This window comes from Kitasatospora sp. NPDC088548 (assembly GCF_044753005.1).
GTDB lineage: Bacteria > Actinomycetota > Actinomycetes > Streptomycetales > Streptomycetaceae > Kitasatospora.
Window position 1 is genome coordinate 18,241 of record NZ_JBIVMI010000050.1, and the last position, 13,035, is coordinate 31,275.

The 13,035-nt window shown below is 66.4% G+C and carries 24 protein-coding genes; all 24 read right to left on the reverse strand.

Translation table 11 applies throughout. From position 1 onward, the window contains the following. Positions 1 to 55: 55 nt before the first annotated feature. On the reverse strand, positions 56 to 709 hold the full coding sequence (locus ACIP82_RS36560) for an adenylate kinase (RefSeq protein WP_400659905.1): 654 nt from the start codon (positions 707 to 709) through the stop codon (positions 56 to 58). Next, complete coding sequence (gene secY, locus ACIP82_RS36565) at positions 709 to 2,019, reverse strand: preprotein translocase subunit SecY (RefSeq protein WP_363605509.1); 1,311 nt, start codon at positions 2,017 to 2,019, stop codon at positions 709 to 711. Before secY ends, ACIP82_RS36560 begins: the two co-directional genes overlap by 1 nt. 318 nt (positions 2,020 to 2,337) lie before the next feature. Next, positions 2,338 to 2,790, reverse strand: coding sequence for a 50S ribosomal protein L15 (rplO, locus tag ACIP82_RS36570; protein WP_400659908.1), 453 nt, complete (start codon positions 2,788 to 2,790; stop codon positions 2,338 to 2,340). A gap of 2 nt (positions 2,791 to 2,792) precedes the next feature. Further along, on the reverse strand, positions 2,793 to 2,975 hold the full coding sequence (rpmD, locus tag ACIP82_RS36575) for a 50S ribosomal protein L30 (protein ID WP_030251557.1): 183 nt from the start codon (positions 2,973 to 2,975) through the stop codon (positions 2,793 to 2,795). After that, complete coding sequence (gene rpsE, locus ACIP82_RS36580; RefSeq protein ID WP_030055834.1) at positions 2,975 to 3,598, reverse strand: 30S ribosomal protein S5; 624 nt, start codon at positions 3,596 to 3,598, stop codon at positions 2,975 to 2,977. The genes rpmD and rpsE overlap by 1 nt, the downstream gene beginning before the upstream one ends. Positions 3,599 to 3,646: 48 nt before the next feature. Beyond that, complete coding sequence (rplR, locus tag ACIP82_RS36585) at positions 3,647 to 4,030, reverse strand: 50S ribosomal protein L18 (RefSeq protein WP_209414075.1); 384 nt, start codon at positions 4,028 to 4,030, stop codon at positions 3,647 to 3,649. Between the two features lie 3 nt (positions 4,031 to 4,033). Next, complete coding sequence (gene rplF, locus ACIP82_RS36590; protein WP_363605506.1) at positions 4,034 to 4,573, reverse strand: 50S ribosomal protein L6; 540 nt, start codon at positions 4,571 to 4,573, stop codon at positions 4,034 to 4,036. Between the two features lie 22 nt (positions 4,574 to 4,595). Further along, complete coding sequence (gene rpsH / locus ACIP82_RS36595; RefSeq protein ID WP_350503566.1) at positions 4,596 to 5,003, reverse strand: 30S ribosomal protein S8; 408 nt, start codon at positions 5,001 to 5,003, stop codon at positions 4,596 to 4,598. Between the two features lie 269 nt (positions 5,004 to 5,272). After that, on the reverse strand, positions 5,273 to 5,458 hold the full coding sequence (locus ACIP82_RS36600) for a type Z 30S ribosomal protein S14 (protein ID WP_030393303.1): 186 nt from the start codon (positions 5,456 to 5,458) through the stop codon (positions 5,273 to 5,275). 4 nt (positions 5,459 to 5,462) lie between these two features. Further along, positions 5,463 to 6,032 carry a 50S ribosomal protein L5 gene (rplE, locus tag ACIP82_RS36605; protein WP_238862989.1) on the reverse strand — a complete coding sequence of 190 codons (570 nt, stop codon included), beginning with the start codon at positions 6,030 to 6,032 and terminating at the stop codon, positions 5,463 to 5,465. Then, the gene (gene rplX / locus ACIP82_RS36610; protein ID WP_030055828.1) at positions 6,032 to 6,343 is read right to left on the reverse strand and encodes a 50S ribosomal protein L24; all 312 of its coding nucleotides are present in this window, start codon (positions 6,341 to 6,343) and stop codon (positions 6,032 to 6,034) included. The genes rplE and rplX overlap by 1 nt, the downstream gene beginning before the upstream one ends. Before the next feature lie 15 nt (positions 6,344 to 6,358). Continuing rightward, positions 6,359 to 6,730: a 50S ribosomal protein L14 gene (rplN, locus tag ACIP82_RS36615; RefSeq protein ID WP_030393301.1), complete on the reverse strand. Its 372-nt coding sequence runs from the start codon at positions 6,728 to 6,730 to the stop codon at positions 6,359 to 6,361. A 102-nt stretch (positions 6,731 to 6,832) separates the two neighbouring features. Further along, complete coding sequence (gene rpsQ, locus ACIP82_RS36620; RefSeq protein WP_030055826.1) at positions 6,833 to 7,105, reverse strand: 30S ribosomal protein S17; 273 nt, start codon at positions 7,103 to 7,105, stop codon at positions 6,833 to 6,835. Beyond that, entirely contained in the window at positions 7,105 to 7,329 is a 225-nt protein-coding gene (gene rpmC / locus ACIP82_RS36625; RefSeq protein WP_063348970.1) for a 50S ribosomal protein L29, read from the reverse strand. The genes rpsQ and rpmC overlap by 1 nt, the downstream gene beginning before the upstream one ends. Then, positions 7,329 to 7,748 (reverse strand): 50S ribosomal protein L16, encoded by a 420-nt coding sequence (gene rplP, locus ACIP82_RS36630; protein ID WP_030055824.1) that lies wholly within the window; start codon positions 7,746 to 7,748, stop codon positions 7,329 to 7,331. The genes rpmC and rplP overlap by 1 nt, the downstream gene beginning before the upstream one ends. Before the next feature lie 5 nt (positions 7,749 to 7,753). Further along, a complete protein-coding gene (gene rpsC, locus ACIP82_RS36635) occupies positions 7,754 to 8,578 on the reverse strand; it encodes a 30S ribosomal protein S3 (RefSeq protein ID WP_188306763.1) in 825 nt (274 codons plus the stop codon). Next, on the reverse strand, positions 8,578 to 8,925 hold the full coding sequence (rplV, locus tag ACIP82_RS36640; protein ID WP_030055822.1) for a 50S ribosomal protein L22: 348 nt from the start codon (positions 8,923 to 8,925) through the stop codon (positions 8,578 to 8,580). The genes rpsC and rplV overlap by 1 nt, the downstream gene beginning before the upstream one ends. Positions 8,926 to 8,975: 50 nt before the next feature. Continuing rightward, complete coding sequence (rpsS, locus tag ACIP82_RS36645; protein ID WP_030055821.1) at positions 8,976 to 9,257, reverse strand: 30S ribosomal protein S19; 282 nt, start codon at positions 9,255 to 9,257, stop codon at positions 8,976 to 8,978. Positions 9,258 to 9,268: 11 nt separating this feature from the next. Continuing rightward, positions 9,269 to 10,105 (reverse strand): 50S ribosomal protein L2, encoded by an 837-nt coding sequence (rplB, locus tag ACIP82_RS36650; protein ID WP_329885382.1) that lies wholly within the window; start codon positions 10,103 to 10,105, stop codon positions 9,269 to 9,271. A 45-nt stretch (positions 10,106 to 10,150) separates the two neighbouring features. After that, complete coding sequence (gene rplW, locus ACIP82_RS36655) at positions 10,151 to 10,468, reverse strand: 50S ribosomal protein L23 (RefSeq protein ID WP_030280768.1); 318 nt, start codon at positions 10,466 to 10,468, stop codon at positions 10,151 to 10,153. Then, positions 10,468 to 11,145, reverse strand: coding sequence for a 50S ribosomal protein L4 (rplD, locus tag ACIP82_RS36660; RefSeq protein ID WP_363605504.1), 678 nt, complete (start codon positions 11,143 to 11,145; stop codon positions 10,468 to 10,470). The genes rplW and rplD overlap by 1 nt, the downstream gene beginning before the upstream one ends. Positions 11,146 to 11,149: 4 nt before the next feature. After that, positions 11,150 to 11,797 (reverse strand): 50S ribosomal protein L3, encoded by a 648-nt coding sequence (gene rplC, locus ACIP82_RS36665; RefSeq protein WP_360184161.1) that lies wholly within the window; start codon positions 11,795 to 11,797, stop codon positions 11,150 to 11,152. 14 nt (positions 11,798 to 11,811) lie between these two features. After that, complete coding sequence (gene rpsJ, locus ACIP82_RS36670; protein ID WP_012785157.1) at positions 11,812 to 12,120, reverse strand: 30S ribosomal protein S10; 309 nt, start codon at positions 12,118 to 12,120, stop codon at positions 11,812 to 11,814. A 493-nt stretch (positions 12,121 to 12,613) separates the two neighbouring features. Further along, positions 12,614 to 13,035: hypothetical protein (locus ACIP82_RS36675; RefSeq protein WP_363605502.1), on the reverse strand; the 422-nt coding region annotated here is incomplete at its 5' end.

Consider the following 13,035-nt stretch of genomic DNA (forward strand, 5'->3'; position numbering starts at 1 on the left):
GAGGGCAAGCGCGGCCGTACGTACGTCGATGCTGCGTTCCGCCGTACTCGGCGGGTCAGCTGTCCTGCTTCAGCGCCTCGATCGCGCGCTGGGTGACCTCGTCCACCTTGCCGAGGGCCGGGATCGTCGCCACCAGGCCCTGCTGGGCGTAGTACTCGATGATCGGCTCGGTCTCCGTGTGGTAGACCTCCAGGCGCGTGCGCACCTTCTCCTCGGTGTCGTCCGAGCGCTGGTACAGCTCGCCGCCGCACTCGTCGCAGACGCCCTCGGTCTTCGGCGGGTTGTAGTCCACGTGGAACACGTGGCCGCCGTCCTTGCGGCACAGCCGGCGGCCGGCGATGCGCCGGACCACCTCGTCCTCGGGGACCTCCAGGTCCAGCACACCGTCGAGCTTGATGCCCTGCTCGGCGAGGAACCCGTCGAGCGCCTCGGCCTGGCCCAGGTTGCGCGGGAAGCCGTCGAGCAGGAAGCCGTTGGCGGCGTCCGGCTGGAGCATCCGGTCCTTGGCCATCCCGATGGTGACCTCGTCCGGCACCAGGCGACCCGCGTCCATGTAGCTCTTGGCCTCGAGCCCCAGCGGGGTGCCCTGACCGATGTTGGCGCGGAACAGGTCGCCGGTGGAGATGTGGGGGATGGACAGGGTCTTGGCGAGCAGGTGCGCCTGAGTACCCTTCCCGGCCCCGGGAGGCCCGACGAGGACGATACGCATCAGCGGAGGAACCCTTCGTAATTGCGCTGCTGGAGCTGGCTCTCGATCTGCTTCACAGTTTCGAGTCCGACGCCGACGACGATGAGCACGCTGGTGCCGCCGAACGGGAAGTTTGTCTGCTGTCCGAAGGCGACCAGGGCGATCATCGGGATCAACGCGATCAGGCCCAGGTAGAGCGAACCCGGCCACGTGATACGGGTGAGCACGTAGTTCAGGTACTCGGCCGTCGGGCGGCCGGCCCGGATACCCGGGATGAACCCACCATACTTCTTCATATTGTCGGCAACTTCTTCGGGGTTGAAGGAGATGGCGACGTAGAAGAAGGCGAAGAAGACGATCAGCAGGAAATAGGTGGCCATGTAGACGGGGTGGTCACCCTTGACGAAGTTGGTCCTGATCCACGTCGCCCAGCCGGCCTGGCTGTTGGTCAGCTGGACCACCAGGGCGGGGATGTACAGCAGCGACGAGGCGAAGATGACCGGGATGACACCGGCCTGGTTCACCTTGAGGGGGATGTAGGTCGAGGTGCCGCCGAACGCCCTGCGGCCGATCATCCGCTTCGCGTACTGGACGGGGATCCGGCGCTGGGCCTGCTCCACGAAGATGACCAGCATCACAACGATGACGCCGACCGCGACGACGGAGAGGAACTCCACCCAGCCGTCACCGATGGTGCCGGACTGCTTGATCGCCCACATCGAGCCCGGGAAGCCGGAGGCGATGGAGGTGAAGATCAGGATCGACATGCCGTTGCCGATGCCGCGGTCGGTGATCAGCTCGCCCAGCCACATGATGAACGTGGTGCCGGCGGTCATCGTGATGACCATGACAGCGATCCGGAACACCGACTGGTCCGGGACGATCTGGTTGGCGTAGATGCAGCCCGAGAACAGCGCGCCGCTGGAGGCCGTCGCGACGATGCCGGTGCCCTGGAGCACGGCGAGCGCGATGGTCAGGTAACGCGTGTACTGGGTGATCTTCGCGGTGCCGGCCTGCCCCTCCTTCTTCAGCGCCTCGAGTCGCGGGATCACGACGGTGAGGAGCTGGAGGATGATGCTGGCCGTGATGTACGGCATGATGCCGAGCGCGAAGATCGTCAGCTGAAGGAGCGCGCCACCGCTGAACAGGTTGACGAGCCCGAAGAGGCCGCTGCTCTTGGTGTCTTTCACACACTCGTTGACAGCCTGGAAACTGACCCCGGGTACGGGAATGTGCGAGCCCAGCCGGAACAGCACCATGATGCCCAGCGTGAACAGCAGCTTCTTGCGCAGGTCGGGCGTCTGGAACGCCCGCGCGAACGCACTGAGCACGGTGCCTCCTGCGCCTCCCGCACGTCGTCGGCGGGAGGGTCGGTCCTGAATGGGGAGTTTGCGGTTCGGGCCCCCGTACAGACGGCACAGGCGAGCCTACGCGCAGCCTACAAGGGAACTCCACGGACTCTAACAGTGCGCAGCCACTCGAAAGAAGCGCGAACGGCCCCTCCCCCACTCATGGGGTACGGGATGCCCGGGTTTGCCACACAAAAGAACGAGCCCCGCTCTCCCCTCCCGGGGAGGTGCGGGGCCTGGAACGCACGAGCCCCGTACCTCCCGGAAGGGAGGTACGGGGCTCGTGGGAAGTCAGCGGGCTCAGACGAGCTCGGTGACGGTACCGCCGGCGGCGGTGATCTTCTCGGCGGCCGAGCCGGAGACGGCGTCAACCGTCACCTGCAGGGCGACCGAGATCTCGCCGGTGCCGAGCACCTTGACGAGGGAGTTCTTGCGAACCGCGCCCTTGGCGACCAGACCCTCGACGGTGACCTCGCCACCCTGCGGGTAGAGCTCGGCCAGCTTGTCGAGGTTGACAACCTGGAACGTGATCTTGAACGGGTTCTTGAAGCCCTTCAGCTTCGGCAGGCGCATGTGGAGGGGCATCTGGCCACCCTCGAAGCGCTGCGGAACCTGGTAGCGGGCCTTGGTGCCCTTGGTGCCACGACCGGCGGTCTTACCCTTGGAGCCTTCACCACGACCCACACGGATCTTCTCGGTCTTGGCACCCGGGGCGGGCCGCAGGTTGTGGATCTTGATCGGCTGGTCGGCCATGATCAGTCCACCTCCTCAACCGTCACCAGGTGACGGACCGTCTGGGCCATCCCGCGGATCTCGGGACGGTCCTCCTTGACCACCACGTCGTGCATGCGCTTGAGACCAAGCGAACGCAGGGTGTCACGGTGGTTCTGCTTGCTGCCGATGTACGACTTGGTCTGCGTGATCTTCAGGCGAGCCATCAGGCGCTCACCCCAGCAGCACGCGCCCGCAGCAGAGCGGCGGGAGCCACGTCCTCCAGCGGCAGGCCACGACGGGCGGCGATCTCCTCGGGGCGCACGAGGCCCTTCAGAGCGGCCACCGTGGCGTGCACGATGTTGATCGCGTTGTCCGAGCCGAGCGACTTCGACAGGATGTCGTGAATGCCGGCGCACTCCAGGACGGCACGCACCGGGCCACCGGCGATAACACCGGTACCGGGGGCGGCCGGCTTCAGCAGCACGACGCCGGCGGCCTTCTCGCCCTGGATCGGGTGCGGGATGGTGCCCTGGATACGGGGGACCTTGAAGAAGTTCTTCTTGGCCTCCTCAACACCCTTGGCGATGGCGGCCGGAACCTCCTTCGCCTTCCCGTAGCCGACACCTACGGTGCCGTCACCGTCGCCCACCACGACCAGCGCGGTGAAGCTGAAACGACGACCACCCTTGACAACCTTGGCGACACGGTTGATCGCAACGACGCGCTCGACGTAAGCGGTCTTCTCGACGGCGGGGGCGTTACCCCGGTCGTCACGCTTACGGTCGCGCCGCTCGCCACCGCCGGTGCCGCCGCCGGCGCCGCTACCGCGGCGCTGGGGTCCAGCCATTGGAATTACCTCTCTCGATTACGTCCGTCGACTGAGCCGACGAGCGGCTTAGAAGTCGAGCCCGGCCTCACGGGCGGCATCGGCCAGAGCGGCGATGCGGCCTGCGTACCGGTTGCCCGCGCGGTCGAAGACGACCGACTCGATGCCGGCGGCCTTGGCGCGCTCGGCGACCAGGCTCCCGACCTTCTTGGCCAGCTCGGTCTTGTCGCCCTCGACGCCCTTGATGGACACGTCGAGGGTGGACGCCGACGCCAGGGTGTGACCCTTGGCGTCGTCGATGACCTGGGCGACCATGTGACGGTTCGAGCGCGTCACGACGAGGCGCGGACGCACCTCGGTGCCGACGACGCGCTTGCGAACGCGGATCGCGCGGCGCTTGCGAGCGGCGCTCTTGTAGGCGTTGCCCTTGCCGATCTTGACAGAGACGCTCATCGCTTACTTACCACTCTTTCCGACCTTGCGGCGGATGACCTCGCCCGCGTACTTGACGCCCTTGGCCTTGTACGGGTCGGGCTTGCGCAGCTTGCGGATCTTTGCGGCGACCTCGCCGACCTTCTGCTTGTCGATGCCGTCCACGTGGAACTTGGTGGGCGACTCGACGACGAAGGTGATGCCCTCCGGCGCGGGGACCAGGATGGGGTGGCTGTAGCCGAGCGAGAACTCCATGTCGGAGCCCTTCGCCGCGACGCGGTAACCAACACCGCTGATCTCCAGCGACTTGCGGTAGCCCGCGGTCACGCCGGTGATCATGTTCGCCACCAGCGTGCGGGTCAGGCCGTGCAGGGCCTTCGACTGACGCTCGTCGTTGGGGCGGGTGACGAGCAGCGTGCCGTCCTCGCCCTTGCCGATCTCGATCGGCGCGGCGACAACGTGGGTGAGGGAGCCCTTCGGGCCCTTCACCGAGACCGCCTGGCCATCGATGGTGACGTCCACGCCGGCGGGAACCGGGACGGGCAGCCGTCCAATGCGAGACATTGCTGTACCTCCGTTTCCCGAATTACCAGACGTAGGCGAGAACTTCTCCGCCTACGCCCTTCTTGGCGGCCTGCTTGTCGGTGAGGAGACCGGAAGACGTGGAGATGATCGCCACGCCCAGGCCGCCGAGCACCTTCGGCAGGTTGGTGGACTTTGCGTAGACCCGCAGGCCCGGCTTGCTGATCCGCTTGATGCCAGCGATCGAGCGCTCACGGTTGGGGCCGAACTTGAGCTCGATGGTCAGCTTCTTGCCGACCTCTCCCTCAGCGGGCTCCTCAACCTTGTAGGAGGAGATGTACCCCTCCTGCTGCAGGATCTGGGCGACGTGCGCCTTGATCTTGCTGGCCGGCATCGCCACGGTGTCGTGGTACGCCGAGTTAGCGTTACGCAGACGCGTGAGCATGTCTGCGATGGGGTCGGTCATGGTCATGATGGCCTCAGGCCTCTCTCGCCGTGGTTTCTCCGCGCCAGGTCCCCCTGCCGCACTCCAGAGGAGTGCGGCAGGGGCACAGACGCAGGGGACCTGCGGCGTCGTAAGACTGGGTGCGAGCCCTCCGAAGAGGGTCGACGGCAGCTATGGAGCTCCCGCGACAGGGGGCCCGACCCCACTACCTTACGGGATTCCGCACGTAGCCCCAAAAAGGGGCTCCGTGGGATCGGGCACACCTGCTTCGCTATGGCGTTACCGCGGGGTCCTGACTACCAGGAGCTCTTGGTCACGCCCGGCAGCTCGCCGCGGTGGGCCATCTCACGGAGGCACACACGGCAGAGGCCGAACTTGCGGTACACCGAGTGCGGACGGCCGCAACGCTGGCACCGGGTGTAGGCCCGGACGCCGAACTTCGGCTTCCGCTCGGCCTTCGCGATGAGGGACTTCTTCGCCATTGGCTCACGCCTCCTTGAACGGGAAGCCCAGAGCGCGCAGGAGCGCCCGGCCCTCGTCGTCGGTCTGAGCGGTGGTCACGACGGTGATGTCCATACCGCGCTGACGGTCGACCTTGTCCTGGTCGATCTCGTGGAACATAACCTGCTCGGTCAGACCGAAGGTGTAGTTGCCACGGCCGTCGAACTGCTTGGGGGAGAGGCCGCGGAAGTCACGGATACGCGGCAGGGCCAGCGTCACCAGACGGTCCAGGAACTCCCACATGCGGTCACCACGAAGGGTGACGTGGGTGCCGATCGGCTGGCCCTCGCGCAGCTTGAACTGCGCGATGGACTTGCGGGCCTTGGTCACGGCCGGCTTCTGGCCCGTGATCGCGGTCAGGTCGCGGATAGCGCCCTCGATCAGCTTGCTGTCACGGGCGGCCTCGCCGACACCCATGTTGACGACGACCTTGACCAGGCCGGGCGTCAGCATGACGTTCTCGTACGAGAACTGCTCCTGCAGCTGACCCTTGATCTCGGAGTTGTAACGCTCCTTGAGACGGGGGGTCACCTTCTCAACAGTCGTCTCAGACATCAGATGTCCTCACCGGTTCGCTTGGCAACGCGGATCTTGTTGCCCTCGTCATCGAAGCGGTAGCCAACGCGGGTGACGACCTTCTTGCCGTCCTTCTCCACGACCAGCTGGACGTTGGAGACGTGCACCGGGGCCTCGACGGTGACGATGCCACCCTGAGTGCCCGGGCCCGGCTTGGTGTGCTTCTTGACCCGGTTGACACCCTCGACCAGGACCTTGTTCTCGGCGGGCATGGCCTGGATGACCTTGCCCTGCTTGCCGCGGTCCTTGCCGGTGATGACCTGGACCAGGTCACCCTTCTTGATCTTCATGCTGTTCGCCATGGGTTAGAGCACCTCCGGCGCAAGCGAGATGATCTTCATGAACTTCTTGTCGCGCAGCTCGCGGCCCACCGGGCCGAAGATGCGGGTACCGCGGGGGTCACCGTCGGTGTTCTTGAGAACGACAGCGGCGTTCTCGTCGAACCGGATGTACGAGCCGTCGGGACGACGGCGCGACTTCACGGTACGGACGACGACGCACTTGACGACGTCACCCTTCTTCACCGAACCGCCGGGGATCGCGTCCTTGACGGTGGCGACGATGACGTCCCCGATACCGGCGTAGCGGCGACCGGAGCCACCGAGAACGCGGATGCAAAGGATTTCCTTCGCGCCCGTGTTGTCGGCGACACGCAGTCGCGACTCCTGCTGGATCACAGCTTTCTCCTGATCGTCAACGAGAGCTGACGGGCCGGCCGCTGCTCACACCAGCGCCCGCAAGGGGCCTGGTGCACATACGGCCGTACCGCATCAACTTCGTTACTTGGCCTTCTCGAGGATCTCGACGACGCGCCAGCGCTTCGTCGCGGACAGCGGGCGGGTCTCCGCGAGGAGGACCCGGTCGCCGATGCCGCAGGCGTTCGCCTCGTCGTGCGCCTTCAGCTTGTTCGTACGGCGGATGACCTTGCCGTACAGCGCGTGCTTGACGCGGTCCTCGACGGCGACGACGACGGTCTTGTCCATCTTGTCGCTGACGACGAGACCCTCACGGGTCTTGCGGAAACCGCGCGTCTCGTTGGTGTTCTCAGTCATCAGGCGTTCTCCACCGTCTCGATGCCCAGCTCGCGCTCGCGCATCAGGGTGTAGATCCGCGCGATGTCCTTACGGACGAGCTTGAGCCGTCCGTGGTTGTCGAGCTGCCCGGTCGCCGCCTGGAAGCGGAGGTTGAACAGCTCCTCCTTGGCCTCACGGAGCTTGGCAACGAGACCCTCGTTGTCCAGCTCGCGGAGGTCAGCAGCCTTGGTGCCGGCCGACATCAGCTCTCACCTGCCTCGCGCCGGATGATCCGGCACTTCATCGGGAGCTTGTGAGCTGCGCGGGTCAGCGCCTCACGAGCCACCTTCTCGTTGGGGTACGACAGCTCGAACATGACCCGACCCGGGTGCACGTTCGCGATCCACCACTCGGGCGAACCCTTACCGGAACCCATGCGGGTCTCGGCCGGCTTCTTGGTGAGCGGACGGTCCGGGTAGATGTTGATCCAGACCTTGCCGCCACGCTTGATGTGACGGGTGACGGCGATACGAGCGGACTCGATCTGCCGGTTCGTCACGTAGGCCGGGGTGACGGCCTGGATGCCGTACTCGCCGAAGGCGAGCTCGGTGCCACCCTTGGCAGCGCCGCGGCGCTTGGGGTGGTGCTGCTTGCGGTGCTTGACCCGACGGGGGATCAGCATTGGAGTCAGGCCTCCGTTCCGGTGTTCTCGGCAGCCGGAGCCTCGGCGACCGGGGCCGCGGAGGCCTCGGCAGCGGCGGGGCGACGGCCACGGCCACCGCGCTCGCCACCACGGCGCTCGCCACCGCGGGCGGGACGACCACCCTCGGGACGGGCCGGGCGGTTGCCCGAGCGGGCAGCGGCGTTCTCAGCGCGGACCTCGGCGATGTTCTTGACGTCGCCCTTGTAGATCCAGACCTTCACACCGATGCGGCCGAAGGTCGTCTTGGCCTCGAAGAAGCCGTAGTCGACGTTCGCGCGCAGGGTGTGCAGCGGCACACGGCCCTCGCGGTAGAACTCCGAACGGCTCATCTCGGCGCCGCCGAGACGACCGGAGCACTGGACCTTGATGCCCTTGGCGCCGGACTTCATGGTGCCCTGCATCGACTTGCGCATGGCACGGCGGAAGGAGACGCGGGAGGACAGCTGCTCCGCGACGCCCTGAGCCACGAGCTGGGCGTCCAGCTCGGGGTTCTTGACCTCGAGGATGTTCAGCTGGACCTGCTTGCCGGTCAGCTTCTCGAGGTCGCCGCGGATGCGGTCGGCCTCGGTGCCACGGCGACCGATGACGATGCCGGGGCGCGCGGTGTGGATGTCGACGCGGACGCGGTCGCGGGTGCGCTCGATCTCGACCTTGGAGATGCCGGCGCGCTCCATGCCCTTCGTCATCATGCGACGAATGGCAACGTCTTCCTTGACGTAGTCCTTGTACAGCTTGTCGGCGTACCAGCGGGACTTGAAGTCCGTGCTGATGCCGAGGCGGAACCCGTGCGGGTTAACCTTCTGGCCCATTACCGGGTCCCTTCCTTGCTGCTGACGACCACGGTGATGTGGCTGGTCCGCTTGCGGATCCGGTAGGCACGACCCTGCGCACGCGGACGGAACCGCTTCAGGGTCGGGCCCTCGTCAACGTACGCCTCGCTGATGACGAGGTCGTCCACGTTGGAGTGGTTGTAGTTGTGCGCGGCGTTGGCAATGGCGCTGTCGAGCACCTTGCCGACGGGCACGGTGGCGGCCTGCGGAGCGAAACGCAGGACCGCCTGGGCCTCCGTGGCCGGCAGGCCACGGATGAGGTCCACCACGCGGCGGGCCTTCATGGGCGTGACGCGGATGTACCGCGCCTGGGCCCTGGCTTCCATGGTTGTCCCCTTGCTGGTGTAAGTCATTGAGTCGGTAATCTCGCTGGCGACTAGCGACGCTTCGACTTGCGGTCGTCCTTGACGTGACCGCGGAACGTGCGCGTCGGCGCGAACTCGCCGAGCTTGTGGCCGACCATCGACTCGGTGACGAACACCGGGACGTGCTTACGGCCATCGTGCACCGCGATCGTGTGGCCGAGCATGGCCGGGAAGATCACGGAGCGACGGGACCAGGTCTTGATGACGTTCTGGGTACCCGCCTCGTTCTGCGCGTCCACCTTCTTGAGAAGGTGGCCGTCGATGAAGGGGCCCTTCTTGAGACTGCGCGGCATCTGACCTGCTCCTAGCGCTTCTTGTTGGTCTTGCGGCGGCGCACGATGAGAGCGTCCGACGCCTTCTTCGGGCGACGGGTGCGACCCTCCTTCTGGCCCCACGGCGAGACCGGGTGGCGACCACCGGAGGTCTTACCCTCACCACCACCGTGCGGGTGGTCGATCGGGTTCATGGCGACACCACGCACGGTCGGGCGGACGCCCTTCCAGCGCATACGGCCGGCCTTGCCCCAGTTGATGTTCGACTGCTCGGCGTTGCCGACCTCGCCGACGGTCGCGCGGCAGCGCGCGTCGACCAGGCGGATCTCACCGGAGGGCATGCGCAGGTGCGCCATCTTGCCCTCACGCGCCAGCAGCTGAATGCCGGCACCGGCGGAGCGGGCCATCTTGGCACCGCCACCGGGACGCAGCTCCACCGCGTGAATGGTCGTACCGACCGGGATGTTGCGAAGCGGCAGGTTGTTGCCGGGCTTGATGTCGGCGCCGGCGCCGTTCTCGACCCGGTCACCCTGCGCGATGCCGCGCGGAGCGATGATGTAGCGCTTCTCCCCGTCCGCGTAGTGCAGGAGCGCGATGCGCGCGGTGCGGTTCGGGTCGTACTCGATGTGCGCGACCTTGGCCGGCACGCCGTCCTTGTCGTGACGACGGAAGTCGATCACGCGGTAGGCGCGCTTGTGTCCACCACCCTGGTGGCGAACGGTGATCCGACCGGCGTTGTTACGGCCGCCCTTGCTGTGCAGGGGGCGAACCAGCGACTTCTCCGGCGTGGACCGCGTGATCTCTACGAAGTCGGCCACGCTGGAGCCACGACGGCCCGGCGTAGTCGGCTTGTACTTGCGGATGCCCATTTGGCTCTCTCGTCCTCGTCCTTATCGACGATCACGATCCCCTTTTCAGGAGACCGGACCACCGAAGATGTCGATGCGGTTGCCCTCGGCCAGCGTCACGATGGCGCGCTTGGTGTCCTTGCGCTTGCCAAAGCCCGTCTTGGAGCGCTTGCGCTTGCCCTGACGGTTGATCGTGTTGACAGCCTCGACCTTGACCGAGAAGACCGCCTCGACGGCCTGCTTGATCTGGGTCTTGTTGGCGCCCGGCGACACGATGAACGTGTACTTGTTCTCGTCGAGAAGGCTGTAGCTCTTCTCGGAGATGACCGGCTTCACCAGGACGTCACGGGGGTCCGTGAACGTCTTGCTCGTAACGTCGCTCATCAGGCGGCGCTCCCTTCGAGCTCGCCCTCAGCGGCAACGGCCTTGGCGGACGCGGCCGGACCGGCCACGAAACGCTCGAAGGCGGCCTGGGTGAAGACCACATCGTCGGAGACGAGCACGTCGTAGGTGTTCAGCTGACCGGCGTCCAGGATGTGCACGTTCGGCAGGTTGCGAGCGGACTTGAGGCCCAGCTCGTCCGCGCGCTCGACGACCAGAAGGACGTTCTTGCGCTCGGTGATCTTGCCGAACAGACCCTTGGCGGCCTTGGTCGACGGCGCCTCGGTCGCGGTCACGCCGGTGATGACGTGAATCCGCTCGTGACGGGCCCGGTCGGTGAGCGCACCGCGCAGAGCGGCGGCGATCATCTTCTTCGGGGTCCGCTGCGAGTAGTCGCGCGGCACGGGACCGTGCACAACGCCACCGCCGGCGAACTGCGGCGCACGGGTCGAGCCCTGACGGGCGCGGCCGGTGCCCTTCTGGCGGTACGGCTTCTTGCCGCCGCCGCGGACCTCGCCACGAGTCTTGGTCTTGTGGGTGCCCTGACGGGCCGCAGCGAGCTGCGCCACGACGACCTGGTGCATCAGCGGAACGCTGACCTTCGCGTCGAAGATCTCGGCCGGCAGCTCGAGGCTGCCGGTCTTGTCGCCCGAGGGCGACAGGATGTCAATGGTGCTCATATCCTCACAGCCCCTTCGCCGCAGTGCGGACGAGGACGAGGCCGCCGTTCGGGCCCGGGATTGCGCCCTTGATCAGGAGCAGCCCCTTCTCCGCGTCAACGGCATGGATGGTCAGGTTCTGGGTGGTCACGCGCTCGTGGCCCATCCGGCCGGCCATCCGTACGCCCTTGAACACACGACCCGGGGTGGCGCAGCCACCGATCGAGCCGGGCGAGCGGTGCTTGCGCTGCACACCGTGACCGGCGCCGAGGCCCCGGAAGTTGTGGCGCTTCATGACACCGGCGAAGCCCTTGCCCTTGGAGGTGCCGGTCACGTCGACCTTGACACCCGCCTCGAACAGCTCCGCGGTGATCTCCTGGCCCAGCGTGTACTCGGACGCGTCCGAGGTACGCAGCTCGACCAGGTGGCGGCGCGGGGTGACACCGGCCTTGGCGAAGTGGCCCGCGAGGGGCTTGTTCACCTTGCGGGGGTCGATCTCGCCGAAGCCGATCTGGACGGCGTCGTAGCCGGCCGGGCTGTCGGCGGTGTGGACCTGGGTCACGACATTGGGCCCAGCCTTGACGACGGTCACCGGAACGATCCGGTTGTTCTCGTCCCAGACCTGGGTCATGCCGAGCTTCTCGCCCAGGATGCCCTTAATCTGCTTAGCCATCTTCGGTGCGCCTCTCAGAGCTTGATCTCGATGTCGACACCAGCCGGCAGGTCGAGACGCATGAGCGAGTCAACCGTCTTCGGCGTGGGGTCGAGGATGTCGATCAGACGCTTGTGAGTACGCATCTCGAAGTGCTCGCGCGAGTCCTTGTACTTGTGCGGCGAGCGGATGACGCAGTACACGTTCTTCTCAGTGGGCAGCGGCACCGGGCCCGCGACCTGCGCACCAGTGCGAATGACGGTCTCGACGATCTTCTTCGCCGAGGAGTCAATCACCTCGTGGTCGTAGGCCTTGAGCCGGATGCGGATCTTCTGTCCCGCCATGGCTACTCAGTAGTCCTTTGTGTCGTCTATTGCTTCTACGGCCGGATTCATCCAGGTGGACTGTGTCCGGTGGTGCCTGTGGGTGGTTACCTCCGACCCACGCGGTCGGGCGTGTCGCACTCCCGCTTGCAAAAAATCCGACACGAGGTTCCCCTCCTGCGGATTTCCCACTGGATCGGTGAGGTCTTGCACCCACCAGGCGCCGGGTCGAGGCCCTGCCCACGCTTCCCGGAAGATTCCCGTACGTCCGCCCCGCAGCTGCCGCGGTGTCGACTTCACACCACTGCGTCCACACACTTCACGTGAACACATGAACGGCCATCACGGGAACGACGAGTACATGGGACTCGCTTCCAGTCCTCCCGGCGGGAGGCGCGCAGCATCGGCACTCAACCGAGCAACTTGGACATACTGCCACACGGAGCAAGCGGAAAGCCAATCGGGGCCGGTGAGGGTCTCCCCCACCGGCCCCGATCGACGGACGGCCCTCCGGTCAGTGCTTGCGCCAGAGCATCCAGCCGTGCTGCTGGTTGGTCCGGTCCACGTACCACTCGGCGGGGTGGTCGGCCCAGTAGGACTCCGGCGCCGCCTTGGCGTCCTTCGGCAGCGGGGTGACGATCGCGGTCGCCTCCGCCGGAATCGGCTGCCAGCGCGGGTCGCGGTACCAGACCCGGCCCTGGTAGACCTCGTAGGTCTGCGCCATCCGCAGGCCCCCGTCCATGTCCCAGGCGATCACCAGGTTGTCCTTGGGCTTGATCCCGGCGTCCTTGGTGAACCCGGTCGCCTCGAACTTGCGCCAGTCCGAGTGCGGGTAGGTGACCTGCTCGGTGATGGTGGCGGTGGCGAACCCGGCGAAGAGCGCGAGCGAGATGCCGACCGCCCAGAGCACCCGGCGGCCGCCGGCCAGCAGCAGCA

Coding starts and splice junctions, on each gene's coding strand:
- rplW (WP_030280768.1), bottom strand. CDS start 10,468: ATGAGCGACGTTACGAGCAAGACGTTCACGGACCCCCGTGACGTCCTG.
- rplF (WP_363605506.1), bottom strand. CDS start 4,573: ATGTCTCGCATTGGACGGCTGCCCGTCCCGGTTCCCGCCGGCGTGGAC.
- rpsQ (WP_030055826.1), bottom strand. CDS start 7,105: ATGACTGAGAACACCAACGAGACGCGCGGTTTCCGCAAGACCCGTGAG.
- rpmC (WP_063348970.1), bottom strand. CDS start 7,329: ATGTCGGCCGGCACCAAGGCTGCTGACCTCCGCGAGCTGGACAACGAG.
- rplC (WP_360184161.1), bottom strand. CDS start 11,797: ATGGCTAAGCAGATTAAGGGCATCCTGGGCGAGAAGCTCGGCATGACC.
- rpsS (WP_030055821.1), bottom strand. CDS start 9,257: ATGCCGCGCAGTCTCAAGAAGGGCCCCTTCATCGACGGCCACCTTCTC.
- ACIP82_RS36600 (WP_030393303.1), bottom strand. CDS start 5,458: ATGGCGAAGAAGTCCCTCATCGCGAAGGCCGAGCGGAAGCCGAAGTTC.
- rplV (WP_030055822.1), bottom strand. CDS start 8,925: ATGGAAGCCAGGGCCCAGGCGCGGTACATCCGCGTCACGCCCATGAAG.
- rpmD (WP_030251557.1), bottom strand. CDS start 2,975: ATGGCTCGCCTGAAGATCACGCAGACCAAGTCGTACATCGGCAGCAAG.
- rplO (WP_400659908.1), bottom strand. CDS start 2,790: ATGGCCGACCAGCCGATCAAGATCCACAACCTGCGGCCCGCCCCGGGT.
- rpsC (WP_188306763.1), bottom strand. CDS start 8,578: ATGGGCCAGAAGGTTAACCCGCACGGGTTCCGCCTCGGCATCAGCACG.
- rplE (WP_238862989.1), bottom strand. CDS start 6,032: ATGTCTGAGACGACTGTTGAGAAGGTGACCCCCCGTCTCAAGGAGCGT.
- rplR (WP_209414075.1), bottom strand. CDS start 4,030: ATGAGCGTCTCTGTCAAGATCGGCAAGGGCAACGCCTACAAGAGCGCC.
- rpsJ (WP_012785157.1), bottom strand. CDS start 12,120: ATGGCGGGACAGAAGATCCGCATCCGGCTCAAGGCCTACGACCACGAG.
- rplX (WP_030055828.1), bottom strand. CDS start 6,343: ATGAAGATCAAGAAGGGTGACCTGGTCCAGGTCATCACCGGCAAGGAC.
- ACIP82_RS36560 (WP_400659905.1), bottom strand. CDS start 709: ATGCGTATCGTCCTCGTCGGGCCTCCCGGGGCCGGGAAGGGTACTCAG.
- rplP (WP_030055824.1), bottom strand. CDS start 7,748: ATGCTGATCCCCCGTCGGGTCAAGCACCGCAAGCAGCACCACCCCAAG.
- rplB (WP_329885382.1), bottom strand. CDS start 10,105: ATGGGCATCCGCAAGTACAAGCCGACTACGCCGGGCCGTCGTGGCTCC.
- rpsE (WP_030055834.1), bottom strand. CDS start 3,598: ATGGCTGGACCCCAGCGCCGCGGTAGCGGCGCCGGCGGCGGCACCGGC.
- rplD (WP_363605504.1), bottom strand. CDS start 11,145: ATGAGCACCATTGACATCCTGTCGCCCTCGGGCGACAAGACCGGCAGC.
- rpsH (WP_350503566.1), bottom strand. CDS start 5,003: ATGACCATGACCGACCCCATCGCAGACATGCTCACGCGTCTGCGTAAC.